22 protein-coding genes and 1 pseudogene are annotated in these 22,330 nt (G+C 35.0%); 13 read left to right on the forward strand and 10 right to left on the reverse strand.

Going from position 1 to position 22,330, the window contains the following annotated elements; translation table 11 throughout:
• Positions 1-4: 4 nt before the first annotated feature.
• Entirely contained in the window at positions 5-649 is a 645-nt protein-coding gene (gene ribB / locus AAGD84_RS05890) for a 3,4-dihydroxy-2-butanone-4-phosphate synthase (RefSeq protein ID WP_007549343.1), read from the forward strand.
• Positions 650-720: 71 nt separating this feature from the next.
• On the forward strand, positions 721-2,001 hold the full coding sequence (locus tag AAGD84_RS05895) for a M48 family metalloprotease (RefSeq protein ID WP_265038423.1): 1,281 nt from the start codon (positions 721-723) through the stop codon (positions 1,999-2,001).
• A gap of 27 nt (positions 2,002-2,028) precedes the next feature.
• Here the strand turns inward: AAGD84_RS05895 and AAGD84_RS05900 are convergent, their stop codons facing one another.
• Both AAGD84_RS05900 and fabG read right to left on the reverse strand, forming a co-directional pair.
• Positions 2,029-2,358: a TrbC/VirB2 family protein gene (locus AAGD84_RS05900; protein ID WP_155968336.1), complete on the reverse strand. Its 330-nt coding sequence runs from the start codon at positions 2,356-2,358 to the stop codon at positions 2,029-2,031.
• Between the two features lie 94 nt (positions 2,359-2,452).
• Positions 2,453-3,187, reverse strand: a complete 735-nt coding sequence (gene fabG, locus AAGD84_RS05905; protein WP_265038424.1) for a 3-oxoacyl-[acyl-carrier-protein] reductase — start codon at positions 3,185-3,187, stop codon at positions 2,453-2,455.
• A gap of 266 nt (positions 3,188-3,453) precedes the next feature.
• Between fabG and AAGD84_RS05910 the strand changes: the two genes are divergently transcribed.
• From AAGD84_RS05910 to AAGD84_RS07570, 5 genes are all read left to right on the forward strand, one after another.
• Positions 3,454-4,974, forward strand: coding sequence for an HlyD family type I secretion periplasmic adaptor subunit (locus AAGD84_RS05910; protein WP_341817944.1), 1,521 nt, complete (start codon positions 3,454-3,456; stop codon positions 4,972-4,974).
• Positions 4,975-5,116: 142 nt separating this feature from the next.
• A complete protein-coding gene (locus tag AAGD84_RS05915) occupies positions 5,117-5,419 on the forward strand; it encodes a transposase (protein ID WP_264722809.1) in 303 nt (100 codons plus the stop codon).
• Between the two features lie 122 nt (positions 5,420-5,541).
• On the forward strand, positions 5,542-5,850 hold the full coding sequence (locus AAGD84_RS05920) for an IS3 family transposase (protein ID WP_264723462.1): 309 nt from the start codon (positions 5,542-5,544) through the stop codon (positions 5,848-5,850).
• The gene (locus AAGD84_RS05925) at positions 5,850-6,011 is read left to right on the forward strand and encodes a DDE-type integrase/transposase/recombinase (RefSeq protein WP_341817945.1); all 162 of its coding nucleotides are present in this window, start codon (positions 5,850-5,852) and stop codon (positions 6,009-6,011) included. The genes AAGD84_RS05920 and AAGD84_RS05925 overlap by 1 nt, the downstream gene beginning before the upstream one ends.
• The gene (locus tag AAGD84_RS07570; protein ID WP_010082072.1) at positions 6,004-6,168 is read left to right on the forward strand and encodes an IS3 family transposase; all 165 of its coding nucleotides are present in this window, start codon (positions 6,004-6,006) and stop codon (positions 6,166-6,168) included. Before AAGD84_RS05925 ends, AAGD84_RS07570 begins: the two co-directional genes overlap by 8 nt.
• A gap of 432 nt (positions 6,169-6,600) precedes the next feature.
• On the opposite strand, the gene AAGD84_RS05930 is transcribed toward AAGD84_RS07570, so the two are convergent.
• The 5 genes and pseudogenes from AAGD84_RS05930 to AAGD84_RS05950 form a co-directional block, all read right to left on the reverse strand.
• Positions 6,601-6,912 carry an HNH endonuclease signature motif containing protein gene (locus AAGD84_RS05930; RefSeq protein WP_341817946.1) on the reverse strand — a complete coding sequence of 104 codons (312 nt, stop codon included), beginning with the start codon at positions 6,910-6,912 and terminating at the stop codon, positions 6,601-6,603.
• A complete protein-coding gene (ltrA, locus tag AAGD84_RS05935) occupies positions 6,902-8,359 on the reverse strand; it encodes a group II intron reverse transcriptase/maturase (RefSeq protein WP_341817947.1) in 1,458 nt (485 codons plus the stop codon). Before ltrA (AAGD84_RS05935) ends, AAGD84_RS05930 begins: the two co-directional genes overlap by 11 nt.
• Before the next feature lie 422 nt (positions 8,360-8,781).
• Complete coding sequence (locus AAGD84_RS05940) at positions 8,782-9,105, reverse strand: hypothetical protein (protein WP_341817948.1); 324 nt, start codon at positions 9,103-9,105, stop codon at positions 8,782-8,784.
• Positions 9,102-9,960: pseudogene (locus tag AAGD84_RS05945) on the reverse strand (IS630 family transposase). Before AAGD84_RS05945 ends, AAGD84_RS05940 begins: the two are co-directional and overlap by 4 nt.
• Before the next feature lie 33 nt (positions 9,961-9,993).
• The gene (locus AAGD84_RS05950) at positions 9,994-11,481 is read right to left on the reverse strand and encodes an ankyrin repeat domain-containing protein (RefSeq protein ID WP_341817949.1); all 1,488 of its coding nucleotides are present in this window, start codon (positions 11,479-11,481) and stop codon (positions 9,994-9,996) included.
• 52 nt (positions 11,482-11,533) lie between these two features.
• Between AAGD84_RS05950 and AAGD84_RS05955 the strand changes: the two genes are divergently transcribed.
• The 5 genes from AAGD84_RS05955 (at position 11,534) to AAGD84_RS05975 (ending at position 15,453) form a co-directional block, all read left to right on the forward strand.
• Positions 11,534-12,046: a hypothetical protein gene (locus AAGD84_RS05955; protein WP_245611107.1), complete on the forward strand. Its 513-nt coding sequence runs from the start codon at positions 11,534-11,536 to the stop codon at positions 12,044-12,046.
• Entirely contained in the window at positions 12,031-13,332 is a 1,302-nt protein-coding gene (gene ltrA, locus AAGD84_RS05960; protein WP_338476458.1) for a group II intron reverse transcriptase/maturase, read from the forward strand. The genes AAGD84_RS05955 and ltrA (AAGD84_RS05960) overlap by 16 nt, the downstream gene beginning before the upstream one ends.
• A gap of 11 nt (positions 13,333-13,343) precedes the next feature.
• Complete coding sequence (locus AAGD84_RS05965) at positions 13,344-14,309, forward strand: ankyrin repeat domain-containing protein (RefSeq protein WP_341817950.1); 966 nt, start codon at positions 13,344-13,346, stop codon at positions 14,307-14,309.
• Complete coding sequence (locus AAGD84_RS05970; RefSeq protein WP_338481799.1) at positions 14,306-14,896, forward strand: ankyrin repeat domain-containing protein; 591 nt, start codon at positions 14,306-14,308, stop codon at positions 14,894-14,896. The genes AAGD84_RS05965 and AAGD84_RS05970 overlap by 4 nt, the downstream gene beginning before the upstream one ends.
• Positions 14,897-14,985: 89 nt before the next feature.
• Positions 14,986-15,453: a helix-turn-helix transcriptional regulator gene (locus AAGD84_RS05975; protein WP_341817951.1), complete on the forward strand. Its 468-nt coding sequence runs from the start codon at positions 14,986-14,988 to the stop codon at positions 15,451-15,453.
• Here AAGD84_RS05975 and AAGD84_RS05980 read toward each other — a convergent pair.
• A complete protein-coding gene (locus AAGD84_RS05980) occupies positions 15,430-16,755 on the reverse strand; it encodes an IS4 family transposase (RefSeq protein ID WP_341817859.1) in 1,326 nt (441 codons plus the stop codon). The two genes, AAGD84_RS05975 and AAGD84_RS05980, sit on opposite strands and share 24 nt — an antisense overlap.
• Positions 16,756-16,842: 87 nt before the next feature.
• On the opposite strand from AAGD84_RS05980, the gene AAGD84_RS05985 reads away from it, so the two are divergent.
• Positions 16,843-17,418 carry a helix-turn-helix transcriptional regulator gene (locus tag AAGD84_RS05985; protein WP_341817952.1) on the forward strand — a complete coding sequence of 192 codons (576 nt, stop codon included), beginning with the start codon at positions 16,843-16,845 and terminating at the stop codon, positions 17,416-17,418.
• A gap of 60 nt (positions 17,419-17,478) precedes the next feature.
• Here AAGD84_RS05985 and AAGD84_RS05990 read toward each other — a convergent pair whose 3' ends face one another.
• Complete coding sequence (locus AAGD84_RS05990; RefSeq protein ID WP_341817953.1) at positions 17,479-19,419, reverse strand: ankyrin repeat domain-containing protein; 1,941 nt, start codon at positions 19,417-19,419, stop codon at positions 17,479-17,481.
• An 809-nt stretch (positions 19,420-20,228) separates the two neighbouring features.
• Positions 20,229-22,322, reverse strand: a complete 2,094-nt coding sequence (locus AAGD84_RS05995) for a hypothetical protein (protein WP_264328547.1) — start codon at positions 22,320-22,322, stop codon at positions 20,229-20,231.
• Positions 22,323-22,330: the final 8 nt, after the last annotated feature.

The raw sequence follows: 22,330 nt of genomic DNA on the forward strand, positions 1-22,330 counted from the left end.
TATTATGGTACAGGCCACTTATGCTTCAATGAGTCTACCAGGTATTTCTTCTGTGGAAGATGTATTAGAGGATGCTCGTTCCGGTAAATTATTCATTTTAGTTGATGATGAAAATAGAGAAAATGAAGGCGATTTGATTGTCTTAGCTGAGAAAATAAAGCCGGAACATATGGCTTTTATGGTTAGGTACGGTACAGGGGTTGTTTGCTTAGCAATGACTAAATTTCACATGAAAAGGTTGGGCCTTAATTTCATGGAAAAGAAAAATATTGGTGAAAATCATACCGCATTTACTACATCAATTGATGCACGTTATGGCATTACAACCGGTGTTTCAGCAGAGGATAGAACGAAAACTATACATGCTGCTATCAACAAGGATGGTACTCAGGATGACATCATAACTCCAGGTCATGTTTTTCCTGTAATTGCACATAAAGGTGGGGTGGCACAACGTGCTGGTCATACTGAAGCGAGTGTTGAAATGGCGAAGTTAGTAGGGTTTGATCATTCAGCAGTTATTTGTGAATTAGTGAATGATGATGGCTCTATGATGCGCTTACCTCAGTTACTTAAATTTGCTGAACAACATAAAATTAAGTTAACTACCATCGACAAACTTATCAGTTACGTTAAAAATTTAAACTAGCGTTTATAAATTTGTATAATTTAAGTGTTAAAATATAGAATTTCTATAAATTATACAAGCACAGAATTTTCATGTTTAGAGTTGCTAAGTTTTTGACCTTATTGTTCTTTTTTGCATATTGTAATAATGCTTACTCTATTAACATTATTAGAGATAGTGAAGTGGAAGCAATAGTGAAAGAGCTAGCGCAACCTTTATTTTCTGCTGCGGATATTGATCATGAGCAAATAAAAGTTTTTATAATTAATGACAATTCGATTAATGCTTTTGTAATTAACAATAACAGTATTTTCATTCATTTAGGACTTTTACAATATTCGGCTAAACCTTATGTCCTGCTTGGTATATTAGCACATGAGATTGCTCACATATCTGCTGGTCATATATTGCAAATGAGTAGTGCTATGGGTTATTTTCAATCGATAGCAATGATTAGTTATATGGTAGGATTAGTTTCTAGTATTATCATTAACCCTCAGGTTGCTGGTGCAATTTTGCTTAGTGGTGTAGCGTTTAGTTCAAGGCTATTTTTTAACTATTCTCAAGAGCAAGAAAGTGTAGCAGATAGCTATGCTTTAAGGTATCTTGATGAATCTGGCTATGATAATTCAGGTATGAAAGAGATTTTTGATTATTTTAAAAGTATTGAGCATGAGAACACCGAGGAATATTTCCGCACTCACCCACTTAGTGAGAAACGTATATTTGCTGTACAAAATTATAAGGTTAAAAACAACGTAAAACCAATTTTTGCGGATAAGTTACTAAAGTTTGAGCGTGTGGTTGCCAAGCTAGACTCTTTCTTTGCTCCTATTCATGTGTTATCTAATAAATATGAAAATAATTCTGAGTATGTAAATGCTATAGTTTGCTATAGGCAAGGAAAGATAGAAGAGGCTATTGCTAAAATGAATTCATTGATTCAAGAGTCACGCAATGACCCATACCTATATGAATTAAAAGCAGAAATGCTATACAAAGCTGGAAACTTAAGTGAAGCAATAAAAATGTATGAAGAATTGCTTAGGTATTTATCTGAGAAAAACAGTTATTTAGTGAAACTTGCATTATCTCATACTTTATTATTACACGGTGATGCAAAAAAGGCGATTTTTTACCTGGAGCAGATTTTGAATGTAGAACCAAATAACGCTTTTGTCTGGAAATATTTAAGCATTGCATATAAATGTGACGCTGATACGGCAATGCATTATTTTGCTTTGACAAAAAAGGCTTGTATTGAAGGTAATTCAAAGCAATTTATGAAATACGCTGAGTTAGCTGTTAAAACTCTACCAAAGAATAGCCCTTACTTGTTGCAAATTGAAGATATGAAGCGGTTTAATGGATAACAAAAAAGCATTTCTGCACTTTTTGGATTATTTTTGTCCACACTTTTCCAACATAGTTTTTGCTTCATCGCTTACGTTGGGCATAATTTTCGTTATGATAGTTTTAGCGCCAAAAAATACACCACAGAACATGCCAAGAGCAAAGAGGGCTGGCCACGGCATCCTGCCAAATATTGCAAGCAAAGCTGCACCAATTATTACTACCGTCATAAGTGGACCGCCTATCCCCCAAACATAACCAATAATATTGCATATTACTTTAGTTGTGTCATCCATATCAGGGTCAGCTGCATAACCTGAGAAAGAGAAAAGCAATACTACGCAAAAAACACTAAAAAATTCCATTATAGAGCTCATTTTTTTGCCTCTAAGTAATAAATTAACGTAAACCTAAACCTACACATTTTTTATTTTAAAGTAAAAATTATAATTTGTCCATACATAAGTGTTGCTACATAAATAACCCACCATTAATATTGAGCACATGCCCTGTTATATATTTTGCTTCATCACTTGCTAAAAACAAGACCCCTGCTGCTATTTCTTCCCCTGTTCCCATTCTTTTCATTGGAATATTATCTAATATTTTTCCCTTTTGTCCTTCATTTAAAACTTCAGTCATTTTAGTATCTATAAATCCAGGAGCAATACAATTTACTGTTATATTACGACTTGCAACTTCTTTTGCTATAGATTTGCTCATAGCTATTATTCCAGCTTTAGACGCTGCATAATTTGCTTGCCCGGCGTTTCCTGTCAGCCCTATTATTGAGGAAATATTTATAATTCTTCCCCAATTATTCTTAATTAGTTTCCTGCATGCTTCTCTACTCAGCTTAAATGTAGAACTCAAGTTAATATCAATTACTTTTTGCCATGTTTCATCTGTCATTCTCAATAATAAACTGTCTTGCGTAATGCCCGCGTTGCATACAAGCCCGTCAAAGCCTTCCATCAACTCACTTGCTCTGTTTACTAGTTGATTTACTTCCTCAGCATTTGATAAATCACAAGGGAGTACATGCATGTTTTTTTCATATTGTTTAGCAACTTCTCCGAGCACTTCTTTTTTTGTGCCAGAAATACATAAAGTTGCTCCGGCTTTGTGCATAATTTTTACAATTGCTTGCCCTATTCCGCCTGATGCGCCAGTGATCAGGAACTTTCTGCTTTCCAATCCAAACATAATAACTTTATATTATCTTAATTCCTAACAGAATATTGACTGGTTGGCAATAGATTTCTTACATAATATAAGTAACTCAGATATTCACAAAATAAAGAAAAAGTTATAATAAGGTTAAACGTCAAAAAATTTTAAAAACATAGTTGATGCAGGAATTGTTACTAAATAGTTTATTCTGGTGCTCTACAGTCTAAATGGAATGCTTAAATTATAGATTCTTTGTTTTTGTGTGTTATCTTGAGTTAACACAAATTCACAGTAGTATTATGATCAGTAAGTTAAAAAAGCTTAGCACTGGATTTTCTTTGACAGGCTTGATTGGCCATAGTGATAATATAAATATGCAAGGAGCAAAAAATAAAAAGAAGAAGTACCCAAAGTTTTTGGATAAGACGTTCGCATTGATTGATGCAGTGATAAATTTTATTTTAAAACGCGAAAGTAATAACGTAAATGAAGTTCTGAGAGTAACATGGGGACCACTATTTTTTGGTCTGGTAGTAATACTTATCTTTTTTGGGATAGGTGGTATTTGGTCGGCTATAGCTCCAATTGACGGTGCGGTGCATGCAAGTGGAGAAGTTATTGTATCTTCAAATAGAAAAATAGTTCAACACTTGGGCGGAGGAATAATAAGCAAAATTTTAGTAAAAGAGGGTCAAGCAGTTAAAAAAGATGAGCCTCTAGTTTTGTTGAGTGATGTTAACGAGAAGGCGAATTTAAGTATCATCAAAGAGAAGCTCTTATCATTTTTAGCAACAGAAGCAAGGCTTCTTGCAATCAGAGTAGATTTGGACACGCTCGAGTTTCCTGATGAGGTTAAAAAATTATCTCACGATGAACTTGTAAATAAAGCGATAAAGAATCAAGTAAAGTTGTTCAACTCTCAGAGAAAGAGCATATTGGGAAAAATAGACATACTGCAACAACGTATAAAGCAGTTAAATGATGAATTAGCGGGGCTAAACTTTCAACTAAATGCAGCTCATAAGCAATATGACTTGATAACTGAGGAGTTGGAAACAAAAAGACAATTACTTGATAGTGGCCATATAAGCAAACCACACATTTTAGCTTTAGAAAAGCAGTTTGCTGAAATTGAAGGCAGAGTTGGACATTACCGTTCTGCAATATCTCAAGTGCAGCAAAAAATTGGAGAGAACGAATTAGAAATTATAAACGTGAGAAATGATTCTCAAGAAAGAGCAAACGCTGAACTTAAGGAAGTTAGTACGTCTATTGCAGACTTGAAAGAGAGACTGATGGTTGCTGAAGATTCATTAGCACGTACAATAATTAAATCGCCTCAAGATGGGATAGTCACAGATATAAGATACCATACTGAAGGTGGTGTTATACAATCTGGAGTTCCGATCATGAGCGTAGTGCCATCGGATGATGACCTAATAATAGATGCTAAAATTCAGACCAGAAACATAGAAGAGATACTGTCAGCACAAAAGAAAGATAGCAACATAGTCTCTATTGATGGGCTAGAAGGGCTAAAGGTTAAAGTTCGTTTAAGTGCTTACAGTGCACGTCGTTTAAGTTTAATTAATGGTATAGTAAGCAATATTTCTCCCGATGCCCTTGATGATCCAAGGCTAGGGCGTTATTATTCAGTACGTGTAGTGATACCAAAACCAGAGCTTGCTCAGTTTAAAAACGTATACCTATACCCTGGTATGCCAGCAGAAGTGTACATAGTTACTCAATCTCGTACTCTTTTATCATTCTTGTTTACGCCTATAATTGCAACAGTCGATAGGTCTTTTATAGAAAGGTAGCTCACTCGTTAAAGTAGTAGTGAAAGTGCCGTAATAAAATTTAGGTACATAATTAGACAATAGGCTTCTTGACCTTACCCAGAAAAAGTGGAGAGAAAGAAAGGAGTTTTTTCGGGTAAAATAAAATTTTGGAGGATTAGAAATGGCAAGAGAATATACGGCAGAATTCAAATTGGAAGCTGTTAAGCTGGCAAATGAACAAAGAAAGGCAGGTCAAACAATTACAAAAATAGCAAAGGATTTAGGAATAAAGGGTGGTTTATTAGGAAAATGGATAAAGAAACACAACGAAAAAAAGTCGGCAGCAGATGCATTTCCAGGTAGAGGTAACATGGCTCCTTACGACAAAGAGAGGTTTGATTTACAAAACAAGAGTAACAAGGGAAAGAGACATTTTAAAAAAAGCCCTGGCCAGTCAAAAAGAGTAAAATATTTTTTTATATAGTAACTGCTATAAAGTACAGGAATTATGTAGGATTTTCTGCTAGTGGCTACTATAAGTGGACCACAAGAAAAATAAGCAGTAGAGAATCAGCAAATAAAGAGCTACTCGAAGCTATTCAAAAAATATATCAAGTTTCTAAATGTAGATATGGAGCTCCTAAAATTCATGCTGAATTGAAGGCTTTGGGTAAAAGTTGCAATTTGAAAACGGTGCAAAGTATTATGCAGAAAAATGACATCAGGGCTATACTGAAAAGAAAGTTTAAAATTAAAAAACAACAAACAGATAATAGAGCTGTAGCTCCCAATATACTAGATCAAAACTTTATTGTTGATCAACCAAATAAAGTATGGGATTACTTACATCAAAACCAAGGAGGGATGGCTATATTTGGCAACAATAATCGATCTATATTCACGCATGGTAGTTAATGAGCAGTTCAATAAATAAACAATTGGTTATGGACTCTTTATTAATGGCCGTTAACAAGCGTAAACCTGCCAAAAATCTACTATTACATAGTGATCAAGGTTCACAATATACTGCGCAAGGGTATCAATATCTCTTAGCTGTAAAGAATATAGATGAGTAATAAAGGCTGTTGTTACGACAATTCTGTTGCAGAAAGCTTCTTTAGCTCATTGAAAAGAGAAATACTTATTGATACTTCACAACACTCTGCTCAACAAACTAGAACTGCAATATTTGAATACATAGAAATTTTTTATAACAAACAACGTCACTATTAACTATTGCATTCCAGAACAATTTGATGCATCATTCTTTTTGTAAAAAACATTCCAAACTTTCTCTCCACTTTTTCTGGGTAAGGTCAATACCTTTAAGCCCAACACCAAGCTCGAGAAAGTAGAAAGTGTGGAGCAGCCTATTCAGTCTTCTTTGAATCTAACATGAAAGGCTATGCTCAAAAAACTATAAGCGTCCAAGTAATTTTTTAAATAAGATAACTCCTTTAGAATATCTCTTAAGCTATTAACTTAACATCACCATAGGATTTAAAACATTCCCCAAAAAATGTTAAAGCTATTTTAGTAAAATACTCAAAACTTGACCCTAAGCAACTTTGAGTTCATGCTCCTGGTACTCTTGCTTTACCTTCCTGCATAATCGCTTTTGGAGGAAATATATTACTGGATGAAGAGTTATCTAAGTGAGGAAAGTCACCTCTCCCCACTCGACTTCGAAACCGGACTTGTGACTTTCACCACATCCGGCTTCTCTCTAACTTGGTGTTTGTCATACACACTCCTATGTAAATAATCATGGCAATGCCCGTGCAATAAAGACAAATTTCCTATGGTATTATTGTTCCTATTTTTGTCTTGATGATGCACTTCAATTATGTCCTCTGACCTAAAATATAGCTGACAATAATTACATTTACCCTGTTGCATCTTCAGTAATTTTATCACTCTTAGTGACTTATCTGGTACTCTACGACTGCTCCAATATATCCAGTCTCTATTTTCCATTACTTGTCATAAACCTCCAATTATCATTCTTATACCTTTTAAAGTATTTCCTCTTTATCCAGTATTTGCCTTTATTTGTATGTTTACGTACTGCCCATTTCCATAGTTTTCTAAACATAACGCTATCTAGTAACTCGAAGACTTTCCTTGAAATCACTGAAGTATAATATTGACACCATCCTCTAATAAGTGGATTTAGGTTTTTTATAATAGCTTCTTGTGGTGCTCCACACATTTCTTTAAGTTTGTACTTAGCGGTTAATGTATATCGTTTTATAGAGTTGCGGCTCGGTTTTATTAGTAACTTGTATGTTTTCTTACCTTGTTTTACTGTATGCTGTCGTATTGTAAATCCAAGAAAATCAAAGCCTGGTTTTTTTTCCTTTAGAGGATTCAATGAATGAGAAATTTTTGTCTTTGATGACTTTAATTCTAATCCAATGGTTTTTAACCATTCTTTAATTAAAATCTCTGCCTTAAGCACAATTTGCTTACTTTCATGAAATACCACAAAGTCATCGGCATAAGTAATTATGCTGAGTGATCTTTTTGCCTTTTCTCTACATGATCTACCAAGTTTTTCTTTTCTATAGCTTCTTATCTGATCTGCCATTGTTTCTTTTAAATAGCTTTCTAAACCATTTAGAGCGATACAGGCGAGCAATGGAGAAATTGTTCCTCCTTGGATAGTACCACTTTCAGTTGGTTTATATATTCTATTTTCCATAACATCTGCTTTCAACCATCCTCTTAATATTTTCTTTAACGTTGGTGTGGTATTGAGCTTTTCAAGTAGTTTATTATGGTTAATATTGTCAAAGCACCCAGATATATCAGCATCTAAGATGAATGCTGTCTTTCGACTCAACGCTTGAAATATTGCTTCAATGGCGTCATGACATGATCTACCAGGTCTAAAACCATAAGTGTTTGGCTCAAATTTTGCCTCCCACTCAGGTTCTAAAGCCATTTTTACAAGTGTTTGTTTTGCTCGACACGATATAGTGGGTATCCCCAATGGGCGTTTCTCATTCTTTCCAGGTTTTGAAATCCAAATGCGTCTTGATGGCTTTGCTTTCTCCCTTATATCTAAGGAGTTTGCCAATTGCAATCTTTCTTTTTGACTAAGGTTAGCTTTTCCATCAATACCTGCAGTTTTTTTCCCTCTGTTGTCCTGAGTTACCCTTCTAACTGCTATCGTTCTTGCACTTGTTGATTTGAGTAATAATCTCTGAAGATTGTGCATCTTTTTGATATCATTACATTGTGAAGCTCGGTAAATTCGTTTTTGTAGCTTAAACGAAAATTTCTCTAGCTTGCGCCAAGGAATTTCATTCCATTCATACCTAACATTTTGTTGGCTCATAACATATTCACTACTATTTACAACTTTACCTTCCAAATTACAGTGTCCACGTCTGCATATCCTAGACATTACCCTAGGCATTAGCTTCTTAAACAATCCCTCCACACAGAGACTTGCGGTTGGCTACCTGCTTGTTACTCTTATAAAGATTAACAAGAGCTTCCATGTGGTTACTCCGTTCCATGAAACCATTTCGTGTTGGATTTAGGTTCTTACTTTTTGCCGAGAGATCGGAAACATCTTGATTAAACGTGAGCATTTTAATCATCCATTCTCTGTACCTTTTGGTTTATGCGTATCAACCTTTTTTTTCGCATATTTGCAATGACGACAATTCAAACATAAGTTTCTTTCGTAACCATATCTAACTCTTCTCGAGAGGATTTATTATAAGGTTTAATATTACTCCCTTTTAGTTCATGCTTGCACCCTAGAAAATTGCCAATTTCCTAAAATGTGAACTATGATTTCAACCAGATGTTATGGTGGATGGAATTTAACCATCATGATTTCATGACATCGGATCGCACACTCACTATATCACCACACTTTAAACCTTTTACCGCTGCTTTGACTCCTTCTGAGACTTTTTTAGATAGACTAATTGTTTCAAAAGATTGACAAAGTTTTCCAGACCTTTCAAAATATCCCTGTTTAATAGCATCGTAGACCCAATATCCACCAAGCGAGCAATTCTCACCTAATTCTTCTTTACAATTTTTGAACTTTTCCAGTATTTCCTTTTTGTTACTAACTTCTACTATTATTTTATCTTGCTTGTCAGGGTACAAATTATAGCATTTCTCATAATAGTCCGAACAGGTCATAGGAAGGCAGAATCAACAGCACGACGAAAGGATTCGAATAGAGGAATTTTTTCCTGGCTCTGTTTTTTATAGCAAACCAATGATGCTCAATTTTGTTGAAATCTGGAGAATAAGGCGGCAGATACAAAATTTCTGCACCAACCCCTTTAGCAAGCTCGATAATCTTATCAGACTTATGAAAAGTAGCATTGTCAAGAATGACAGTCTGTCCAGGTTCCAAGATCGGTGTCAAAAATTGCTCAAACCATCCATTAAAAACATCCATATTACAGTGGCCTTCAAAGGTTAACGGAACAACTATCTTTCTTCCACTTAAGGCTGCAACCATACTGATTCGTTGAGTTTTCTTTCCAGATTTTAAGGCATAAAACCGCTGTCCTTTCTGGCAATATCCGTAGGGGTAGTCTTCGGTGTTATCAATGCCAGACTCATCTATATACACTAAGTTTTTAGGTTCTTTTGTCGCTATAATTTTCAAAAATTCAGCACGTTTTTCTTCGTTTCTTTCCTTGTATCCATATGTCTTTTTTTGCGCGTAAATCCAATTTTTTTAAGGGCTCGATAGATCGTTTGGATACTAACGTTGTTCCAAAGTTTAGCCATTTCCGATAGAGTCTTTCCTCCGTGTTCTCTGGCAAATTTGGCAAAGGTATCCCAGTCGGTAATTTTGTGATTGTAACCCCCATTTCCAAGTTTTTTTGATTGAAAGTCTCCTGTTTCTTTTCTTCTTTGCTGCCACTCCCATAAAGTAGTTCGTCCAATCTTAAATCTTGCTGCCACTGTTTCTCTGCTTTCTCCTTCGTCTAGCGCTTCCATTGCTTTTTTTCTTAAATCATAACTATATGCTGCTGGCATTCAACCTCCTTATCATCATCTACCCTTATCCTATCACATCCGGACTTTTATGGAAAGAGCTATAACTTCTAATTCTCCTAAACTAGTAGAGAAAGTTAACACTATATTACTATTGTCTGCAAGATTAGTGTAATGCCTTATGCCATTTTCCGTTATAATTTCTACCTCACTTTTACCGATCTTTACTATATCTCTTCCGTATTCTATTTTTCCTTGAGTTAACCCTAAGCTCCTTGCCCCATCTGTTATCTTTGCGACATCTATTATGCTATCCTCTGAATACTCTAAGTAGAAAGTAGAGTTGTCCATTTTTGCATCTTTTAACTTACCATTAGTTGCACCTCTAACAACTTCCATAAACTTGAGAGTAAGATTTGCACAACTTCCATGAGCTTTTATCATATTAGTTTCATGATCTTCAAATTCTAATTCCAGTGTATTGAGCACATACATACTATCTACAACATACCACACCGCTCCTTTTGATACTAATTTACATATTATATCACTAGCAACCTTGGAGTTCTTTTCTAATTCACTAATCTCTTTTATTCTTTTCATCACACAATCCATAAAGTTATACTTATCTTCATACATCTTTCCATATAGCTTTCCTTGATGAGGAAAATTAAACCTTATTCCAGACTTTATAGCTTCGTTTACAACTTGTTCTAATTGATTCATGTTTTGCGCTTTACCTACTTCATCTAAAAACACTTCTAACTTTGCCTGCTGGCCTAGTATTAAATTATCCCATAGAGTCCTAGGTTTAAGCAGATGCTTTTCACTATCTAACCCTTTGAAATCTTTTATTCCTGCTGCCAGCAACAATCTTTCTGCTTCTTTACAACAAGTTTCATCACTATGAAAAACATCTCTGATATATTGAAAGATTCGTAACTTCCCTTTATTGTTATGAAGGCTTAAAACCCTCTTTAAGTCTTGAGTACCCTTGCGTTCATTCAAAAACTTTTCTAATACAGTAAGACCTTTACTTAGAGAAGAAGGGTTATCTTTGTCAACACCACCAAGAATACAGTCTAATTCTTGCTGCAACCTTTCGTGATCCTCAGTTAAAAGATAACCTTCAGCATAGTAGTTACAATTATCAATTGCTATGTCTAGTGGGGTCTTTCCTTGTTTATCACATATATCAGATCTAGCTCCACTGTCCAGAAGTGAAGAGATGAGATCATTGTAATCAGTGCTTGCAATACAATGTAAGGGTGTTTTTCCTTCATTATCCTGCTCATTAAGATTAGTTCCTTTTTCCATAAGAGAAGCTATACTATTAGGTCCAGTAGCATAATGCAAGGGTGTCTTTCCTCTATCATCCTTTACATTAGGGTTAGCTCCTGCCTTCAAAAGTAAAGCTACAGAATCGTCATATTCTTTTTCTACCCCAGCTATACTTGATATTATGTGTAATACTGTTAATTTAGATTCTCCTCTTCTAAGATTAAGGACTTTTTCTAGATCTTGATTATCTCCATTGTCTTGTAAAAAATTTCTAAGTCTCACAATATAACCATGTTCATTATCATCACCTTCATCACTAAAAGACAGGTATGCTTTGGTGCGCCAAGAAGTGCTTGGAGAACAGTTGGTGAAAATCCAACACAAACAAAGTCTAGCCAACAGTTTGGAACAGACCACTATGTTGCATGAGGTAACGAGTGTAATAGAGCTAGTGGGATGGACAATGCAGGGCACAACGGAAGTGAAGGAGTGGAGTCCCGAAATACCTGAAGACATAGAGGTCGACATGTTCATGGCCATGGAAGACAGCATGAAGGATAACGTAAAGGCAAGTTATCACTCACTCTATCGGGATCTGAGACCGTGCCATGTATTGAAATGGACTTCAAGTGAACTTGGGAGATCCCATGCATTCCTATTAAGGTACGTTGGAACAAGTCAACAAAGGCAAGAACTAGCGGAAGATGCAGGGGAAGTCGGACTGATTGATAGTACTCAGAATGTGGGAAAGCCACGTACAAGGGGAAGCGATCAGCAATATAGTAACTGGAATAGGGATTGCTATGCCAATACAACGGAGGTAGGAATAACATGCGATATAAACTAAACCAGATAGCAGTAAGAGCAAAGCAAGATAAGCGACTAAAATTCACATCGTTAGTCCATCTGATAAATACAGAGAATCTTGCGAGATGTTATAAAGAACTGAAGCGTAACAAGGCTTGTGGAGTAGACCAGATAACAGTGGAATCATACGGAGAAAATCTGAATGAGAAACTCGAAGTGCTAGTAGAAAGTATGAAGAGGAAGCAATATCAACCACAACCAGTAAAGAGGGTATATATACCGAAAGCTGGAAGTAAAGAGAAACGCGGACTCGGAATACCATCGACCGAGGATAAATTAGTACAGATTATGCTGAAGAAGATATTAGAAAATATTTACGAGGCAAACTTTCTGGACAGCTCATATGGATTTCGACCAGGAAGAAACTGTCATCAAGCGGTAAATGCACTAGATAAAGCAGTTATGTACAAGCCAATAAACTACATTGTAGAAGTGGATATCAAGAAGTTCTACGATAATATACAGCATAAATGGCTAATGAGGTGTCTAAGGGAACGAATAACTGACCCAAATTTGCTGTGGTTAGTAAAGCGGTTTCTCAAGGCAGGGATAGTCGAAGCTGGAAATTATGAAGCAACAAAACAAGGTACACCACAAGGCGGTATAGTAAGTCCTGTATTAGCAAATATATACTTACATTATGTGTTGGATTTATGGATAGAAAAGAAATTTAAACCAAGATCCAGAGGATATATACAAGTAATAAGGTTTTGCGATGATTTTGTGGTTTGTTGCGAAAGTAAGGTAGACGCGGAAGAATTTCTGGAATTACTGAAACAAAGGCTAAATAAATTTGGGTTGGAAGTATCTGAAAACAAGACCAGAGTAGTAAAGTTTGGCAAGAGGGAGTGGCAACGAGCGATAAGAGAGAAACGAAGGACGGAAAGTTTCAATTTTCTGGGGTTTACGCACTATGGTGCAAAAAGTCGTCGTGGTAGATTAATGATGGGACATAAAACCTCTAAGTTAAATCTAGCCAGAAAACTAAAAGAAATCAAGGAGTGGTTGAAAATAGTCCGCGGAAGTATTCGACTTAAAGATTGGTGGCAAGTACTGAAGGCTAAATTAACAGGACACTATAACTACTTTGGTATTAGCGGAAATTATTGGTGTTTGAAACAATTTTACACATCAGTAAGAAAGCTAGCATTTAAATGGATAAATCGGCGTAGTCAGAAAAAGAGTATGACCTGGGAACAGTTTGTACACTACGTAGAAGTAAATCCATTACCAAAGCCAAAAATACATTTTTCTTTATATGCATAAGAGGGACGACTGTGAAAACTAATATTGATGAGCCGTGTGCGGGAAATCTGCAAGCACGGTTCTTTAGGGGGAGTTGTAGTAATAAAACTCAAACGAGAGGAGTAAAGCTACAGCTTCTACCGAACACAAAAAAATATGTTGAAAAAAAGGATAATGTTAAAGAAACGTCTGATCAAAGTACAAAATATCTAAATGGCAAACCCATAGATACTAGTATTGCAGGCAAAACACCTTTACATTTAGCTGCTGAAAAAGGTAATTTGTATCTAACCGCACGTCTTCTTCTAAGTGAAGGAGCTGACTTAAATGCTCAAGATGAAGAGGGTTGGACTCCTTTGCATTATGCTGCCTATTCAGGAAACATTGGTGTAGTAAAACTTCTAGTAGATAAAGGTGCTGATCTTAGTATTACTGATTATCACCACAAAGAAGGTACACCTATGTTTTATGCGTTTCAAAATGGTCATACTGATATGTGTAATATCATAGAAAAGTACTTAGTAGATAAGGATGCTAATTTTAGGGATGATACACCTTTGCATTTAGCTGTGGAAGAAGGTAATCTTGAGACAGTTAAATATCTTATAGAAAAAGGTGCTGGTATTAATGCTGTTAATAGGTATGGATATACTCCTTTGCGTATTGCTGCTTATAAAGGTAGCACAGATATAGCTGTATATCTTGTAGAGAAAGGGGCTAATGTTAGTGATAACATTCTACATAAAGCAAGTAACTTAGATATAGTAAGACATTTTATAGCAAAAGGAGCTAATATTAATGCTACTAAAGAAAATGGTGAAACATTTCTGCATATAGCTGCTATAGACGGTAAGTTAGAAATAGTTCAATATCTAGTGGAAGAGAAAAACTTCAACATAAATGCAGCAAACATAAAGGGTAATACTGTTCTGCATCACGCTGCTCATGGTGATTGTGAGAAAACAGCTAGATATCTAGTAGAAAAGGAGCAAATATGAAAGCAACTAATAGACATGGGATAACACCCTTGCATATAGCTGCTTTTTGTGGGTACTCATATGTGGTAGAAAATCTTATAGAAGATGGTGCCGACAAGAATGCCATTAGTAGCAATGGTTGTACGCTAGCACATTATGCAGCTATAGGCGATGAGTCTGGTATGTCATGTGTCCTTGAATATCTAGTAGAAGAAGAAGGAGTAAATTTTAATGTCACTGATAATCTAGGTAGTACACCACTACATTGGGCAGCTTATTGGCGTAATAGTGAAGTAGTAGAGTATCTTGTGGAGAAGCAAAACGTGGATATAAATGTAACTGACAATGAGGGCAGAACACCTCTACATTGGGCTGCTTACCACGCCAAAATTGATTTAGTAAAATACTTCATAGAGAGAGGAGCTGAAATCAAGGCCACTAAGAAATATGGGAATACACCATTACATTATGCCCTTAATGGTCGATGGAATAAGGATTATTTAGAGGTAGTTAAATACATATCAGGAACAAGAAAATTAACTATTCCCAAAAATGTTGAAAACGTTGAAAAGGACAGCTTGGACATCATCAAATATGATTTTTACTGAAGTCTTACTCTCTTACGGTAGTGCAAGGTAGCTTTAATAAAATCTTAGATTAAAGAGTATATATGTGTCTCAAGGTATATTAAAGAGACATGACTACTGACACAAAGTTAACAGACTACGAAGTAGGGAAAAAATTAAAATATGAGAGGGAAAAGCAAAGACGTACTCAGGCAGGTCTAGGAAGTAAAGTCGGAGTATTAGAGAAGCAAATGTCCAGATATGAGCGAGGGGAAAATCCGATTTCAATCATTATATTCTGTATGATAGTAGTGGAACTAATGATTGATATGGCAAAACTACTGCCTGAATCGACGGCGGCAGAGAAAGGTGAGGTAGAAAAAACATTAAATCTAGTTAGAGAATGTAAAAAATTTAGGAATCAGGAATTATGTAAGATAGCCTCTGCATTAAATAAATCTATCCAGATGGGAGAAGAAGAGGGTAGAGAAGCAGGAAAGATTAAAGTAGCAAAGAATCTACTTAAAGCGGGTATTTCTGTTGATGTCATCCTCCAAACAACCATACGCGTCAAGTTAAGAGATTGTGAGCAAATTTAGAGAGGTTAAAGTGGATACTCTAGCCCTTCTACGTTTGTCTTTTAATGAAAATCGCGACCAAGTTATAGTGAGTTTTTTAAGAAATACTTTTAAACTATTAATCTTGGTTAATACTAAAAATAACTCTCTAACCCGTCTTTTTAGCTCAATAAATGCCTTTGTTAAGCTAAGTTCTGTATTCTTTTTCACTTCTGTGCAACCAACTATGCCGTGAAATATAAGAATTGCGCACAATTTAGCATATAGTTCACATAATACTCTGCATGGCTTTCCTTTTAGCTTATCAAGTCTGATATGGCTTTTATACAATTTAAATAATAACTCAATTTGCCACCTTACTCTGTAAATCGTTAATACTTGCTCAGCACTAATTTTATTTTCTGGAACATTAGTTATAAATATTGACCAGTTCAACAATTTTTGATTTCTTTTAGAGGATGTATATCCCTGCGATCTTGCTAATCTATTAGCTTTCCTTCTTCTGGCTATAGACTGTTCTTCAGTTAGTTTCTGACATATAATTCTTACTCTAATTTTTGCTTCTTTTCCTAACAATACCTCGTTTTCTAAAAATAACTTATCCTCTAAACATTCTAATAACTCCATTTTTTGATTTGTTTCTACATCATATACGTTGGTATCGGATTTATAACGACTTATGAAATAAGCTCCTATTTCATTGATTTGTTTAAAAGAACTTGGCACAAAATAACCGAGATCAGATATTAGCAAATCATTGCTTGATATATTACTTAAATGTTTCCTATATCCCTGGTCTGATCTTATTCCCTCCGTTAAATTAAGTTGGTCTATTATCTGATTCATGTAATCGAAAACTAATTGTAACTTTATTCCAGACTTAGTATTGCTTTCATAGCCACTGTAGCTAGTACCATAACCTTTATACATCTCTTCCATACTGTTAGGTAGAGTAATATAGCTACTGTCCAATAATTTAACACTATTAAATTGCTGTAAGATTTTGCAATCAACTTGCAAGATATTTTTAAAGAGAACCACAGATTCATTATACATCCTTTTCATAAATTCCACTGCTTCTTCAGTAAATCTAAAATCCAAACCTTGTTTTGTTATATCTATCGAGTCCTCGTTTAGTAATTGACACATTGTTTCTACGCTACAATTATCAACTCCTATATTACCCAAGACCATGGCTTTTACGAATGATGAACCTTTTAGCTTTCTCTTTCTTTTTATAAACCTTGTTGTAATTGAGATTTTCTCTGCTTTTTCATTAAAAAATTCTTTGAGCTTTTTTGATAAGCAAGTTATTTTATTCATTGGTTCTCTCACTAAAAGTATATCTGGGAGAACTTATACCTTATTATTCTATCTCTTTCATACCTTTATTTCCTTAACTTGACGCGTATGCTCCAAACAACAGGCTTGTCTAAAGATGAACTTGAGAAACATAATAAAACAGAGATAGTTAATTTTATAGCCTATAAAACAGGGGAAAATATGAAAGACTGGAGGCTAGCAAGAGGACGTTCTCAGGAGGATTTAGGAAATGAAGTCGGTTTAACAGGTGGTCAAATACGACGCTATGAGCAAGGAACCCATATCATGACAATAAGAAAACTACTTAACATGGCAGGTAAATTGTCAACGCACGCTAAAACTCTACTACCGAAAATTAGTGAACTAATAGAAAAAGGCAATGTTGAAATTGAAAGAAGTAATGAGGATAGAGAAGGAGAAAATGGAGTATTAGATTTAGTGAGAGAGTATAATAAAATTGAAGATGAAGAAATACGTGATAAATTTTATTCATTAATTATGTCAGTATCTAAAAGAATACAGATTGATAAAGAAAAGGGTAAAAAAATAGGAGAAACAGAAGTGGCAAAGAATCTACTTGAAGTAGGTGTTTCTACCAATGTAATATGCCAAGCGACTGGCCTACACAATCTTGAAGCTAGTGGAATGCTTGAAGGACCATAAGCGTCAAGATAATTTCTTTAGAACATCTCTTAAGCCATTAACCTGATAGCACCACCCATTTTACCCCATAGCACGGCTTGTTGTTTGTTCTGAGTTTGAGGCTCTGCTTATTCTTTCACACCAACTCCCTTTTTTCTGTCCATTAGATTGACTCATTGCTTCAGAACGCATCAATTTTCCAGACCTGACAAAAAACCCTTGTTCTATGGCTTGATTAACTGGTAACCCGCCAAGTAAGCAATTCTTGCCTATTTTTTCGTTACAATTTTTTAATCGCTCCAGCAGACCTTGATTGTTCACCTCTACCCTTATTAGGTCTTTATTTCGCATATCAGGATATAATCTAACCTCTAATTCTCCCTCACTAATATAGAAAGTTAATACTATATCACTATTATCCGCAAGGTCTGTGTAATTCCTTATACCATTTTCCGTTATAATTTCTACTTCACTTTTACCGATCTTTATTATATCTCTTCCGTATTCTATTTCTCCTTGAACTAACCCTAAATCCCTTGTCTTATCTGTTATCTTTGCAATGTCTATTTTACTACCTTGAAAATATTCTAAGTAAAAAACAGAGTTGTCTATTCTTGCATCTTTCAACTCGCTACTGGTTGCACTTTTTGCGGCTTCAATAAACTTGTGAGCATTTCTAATATAATCTGCATATGCCTTTTTCATGTTAGTTCTATGCTCTGTAAATTCTGATATCACCGTGTTAATCATATTAACATCAACTGTATTACCAAAAACTGCTCCTTTTGATACTAATTGACATATTATACTACTAGCAACTTTAGGATTCTTTTCTAACTCACTGATCTTTTTTATCACATAATCGGTAAAAGTGTACTCATTACCTAAAAAGAAATCTTGTGAAGAAGAATAATTTAAACGTATACCAGACTTTATAGCATCATTTACAATCTCTTCAAGCTCAACCATGTTTTTAGCTTGAAATACCTTATCAGAAAACTCACGTAACTTTTCCTTTTGACTTGAAGTTAATTTAACAAGTAAGGTACTGGCTTGTCCTTTCTTTTGCTTAGGGCGATTGATATTTATACTAGAACCTAATGCTCCTGCTTCTAGAACCATCTTTTTTAACTGTTTCACAGAATTTTCATCTTCAGGGTCCCAAGAAAGATCTTCAATATGTAAAAGTACTTTCATTCCTTGCCAAATATTTAGCACCACTTTTAGGTCTGAATCTCCTTCATACTTACTTAAAAAGTCCTTTAAATTTTTAATGCAGTCTGAATTGAGCACAAGTAAGTCATACAATTCTTTGGTCAACTTTTTCTGTTTATCAGTTAGAAATAATTCTTCCATATGATAGCAGGGCCTATTATTATTAGTTGCTATTTGTTGTGGCGTTTTGCCCTTTCTATTTGTTATGTTAGGGTTAGCTCCTTTCAAGAGGAGAGAGTTTGCATTATCATAATGACCCCTGGCAGTAGCAAGGTATAATGGAGTTTTGCCCTTATTATTTTGCATGTTAGGATCTGCACCTGCATCTAAAAGTAGATCTATAGCTCGATTTCCTAGGGAGCGGTATTCATCAATCTTTCCCCCTGCAACTGCATGTAGTACTATTGACTTAGATTCTCCTCTTTTGAGGTTAAGAATTACTTTTAAATCTTTATTATTTTTATTGTCATGTAAAAACTTTTCAAGAGGTTCAGTATTATCAAATGAGCTATAGTAAGAAGTTAAACATTTTAGGGTATTAAGTAACTCTTTATTTAATTTTTTTTGACTTGGAGTAAGATCATACTCAGAAGCAAACCAAGTACAAATCTGTTCTCTCATTCCAACTTTACTATCCATTAAAGATGGTAGCTCATTATAATTCCTAACTAATGGTAAATCCCCTGAGTACAACATATCATTCATCAGTTCATTTAATAAATGCTCTTTAGATGATAGATATTCTATAATGGATTCATATTCAATATCATATAGTTCTGATTCTACCATCCCAGTAAATCTACCCATACTCACCCCCTTTAAACATGATATATTATATACGATACATAACGTTAAGTCAATAACTTTTTTAAAAAATATTTTAGTGAAAGTACCATGCTAGTTAGTGTTATAAAGAATTGAATTATTGACTTTCTCAAAAAACATAAAAAACATCGTATATTTTTGAGAACACGTTACGTAAAAATAGGATTGCAAAAATAGAAGTTTGAAGTCTTTGCAACAAAATTAGGCAAAACAGTTCATATGTGGATTTAGCGAAAGCAAGCTAATATAGCTAATTTTAGCGTATAGTAAAGTTACTATATTAAAAAGTTCACACGTATCATTTGGTAGTCCAACTCATCCCAAAAAAACTTCTTCTCACGTTCCTTGATTTTAACCACTGGAAATAGTTGTTTTATTTAAATTTTTAGTAAAATATATTACTAGATTAATATTAATTCATTTGATATGAGAAAGAAAAATTGAGGCAAGTCTATAGTAAAAATAGATACCTGTTCAATTTTTCATCTTTTTGCATAAAGTACTAAAAACTAGACAAATTATATTATATTTAACCTATCTTAGCCTTACAACTTTGCCTATGTGACCACTTTCTACCAAGTTGCTAATAGATACTAAATTAGGCAAATCTTTTTTGTCAGTAAATTTATTTGACCTGATAAGGCTGGCTTTAGCTTAAGAAGATATAAAATAAGCCCTATTCTTCAAGAATCTTATTTTTCTCCCTTCAACCTTACCTACACTCTCTGGACTTAATATGTATGTTTCACTATAAGCACATCCAAACCCTGAGCACTTCCATTGGTAAAAGATCATCTATAAAACTGTCCTAAGTTATCTCTTACGTTAAGAACATCCCTAACCGATATTAGAGTATCTGGTCCTCGCGCACCGTTATTGAATACAGCATATGATAAAACCATTTGATCTCCATCAGTAATACGTTCGCATCCTCCACATTGTGTATATCGTTGTAATTGTCGATTCGCTTCTGCACTTTTTTGTCGTATCTGCCCTGCAGTTCTAGCAAATTTTAGCTCTATCCCAATTGGATGAGTATCATCTCTTTCCACAAATCTTGACAACACTAGATCTATTCTTCCCCCTCTTTCTAATTGAAACTCAATAATTACTCTAGCAGGATTGCCAAGAGTATAAAATAACCCATGTAATACAGCTTGAAATTCAGCTTCACTCGTTACCAATGCTTGCCTTAACGGAAACAACACATTAGAAATTTCCTGAAATAATTCCGTATGCCTATTGACATCTTGCCAGCCGGTATTCATCATTACACTTGCAGCTCTGTGTACTTGTCCAACACCACCTATTCGTAAAAGATCACCTTGGAAATGCCCAAGATAATTTCTTGAATAATCATCAGGTGACTGAAATGGTGTTAAAATAACGTTTACTTGAGGATTATCATCAATCATTTCACACAATACTTCACGCACTCTAGCACCTTGCCAATGTGGACGTAATAGATCTAAGGCCATTACTGGAAATTGGTGACGCAATATTTGACGGATGTTAAGCACAACTAGTGAGTTAATACTTAGTGCAAACAGAACCATGGTCAAAGCTCTCTCTCGAACATTTATTCTTGCAATTCTTTGTCCTTGCTGGCCTAGCATTCTATCATCATTATGGTAATTGAATAGATATTTTGTTACTCTTACCAAATCTCTCCCTATCCGAGCAGTACCTTTTTCAAATGCAATACTTGCAAACGCAAACCTAGATGTGTAGGAAAATGGGCTAGAACCAGGTACTGCACGTGTGCAAGAGGCTGGATATAATAAATAGTTTTCTACATCTCTTGCAACCTCTCTCTCAGTAGGATTAAGTAATCTTTTTATCAAAGAAGGTTCTTGCTCTAAAAAGTGTTCTGCATCAAGCTGCAGACGTTGAGCATTATGGTTAAAGTTTAGCCCTACACAAACAGCATTTCTTGACGAAGTATGAGCAGATACAGATGAAATGGGACAGTTTCTAACATAACCCCTAGCTTGTTCCAACGCTTGTCCAGCGTGTTCTTGACCTGCTTTGAGCTCAATTATAATGGGAACTGAATTATTTAATTTTTCCTGACCACGCACAAGCAAAGTAATATCTGCATATCCTCTTCCTATAAGTAATTCTAGGTAGATATCAGCCATAGCGCGGTACCTAAAATTTACTAAAAATCCGGATAAAAAACCATGATCGTCAGACTCACTATCAAAATTCAATTCTTGGCGATATGCATCGTAGACATTGACGATGTATTGTAAAATTCTTCTAATGTCTCTTCTTACTTCTTGACTGTTATTATTTGCTAACCCATTTGCTCGATCTAATAAGTTGCCTTGCTGCATGATTGGAGCAATTTCTCTAAAATTATCGATGGGAGATGCATGATTTCCATTAAAATCTCTTCCTTGAGGAAAAAATACACACTCTTCTCCCCGCTGAAATATTTTATATTCTTCCCAAGCCAGATCTTCCTGTAAGTGCTGTAGCTGATTTTCTTCTATCCATAGCCTTTCTTCTTCACTGAATCTTGATCCAGGACTGTTCTCATTATCAGCAATAGTGTAGCATCTTACTATTCTCATGCCATCTTCATCTACGTCATTAGTTAGAACAGCAATTTTTAGATTTCCTTTCCCATTATCATAATTATCAAAACGAAAGTAAATTCTTTCACCATTTGCAATATCAGGGTCAAAATCTATAATACCAGAATCAAATGCAGTAGCAAACATACCGAAGAAGAATGCAGGAAAAAAACGACTCCTACCAACCGAGTGTAAAAAAGATGGACACTGGTCTAAAAAAAGTCCAACTTTTCTATTTAGCTCATCACAATCTCCATTTAACAAATCTTGAATTAATTCAGTATCTTCATCATTATTTCGCATAAACACTC

The sequence above is a fragment of the Wolbachia endosymbiont (group A) of Andrena fulva genome (assembly GCF_964026815.1).
GTDB classification, from domain to species: Bacteria; Pseudomonadota; Alphaproteobacteria; order Rickettsiales; family Anaplasmataceae; genus Wolbachia; species Wolbachia pipientis.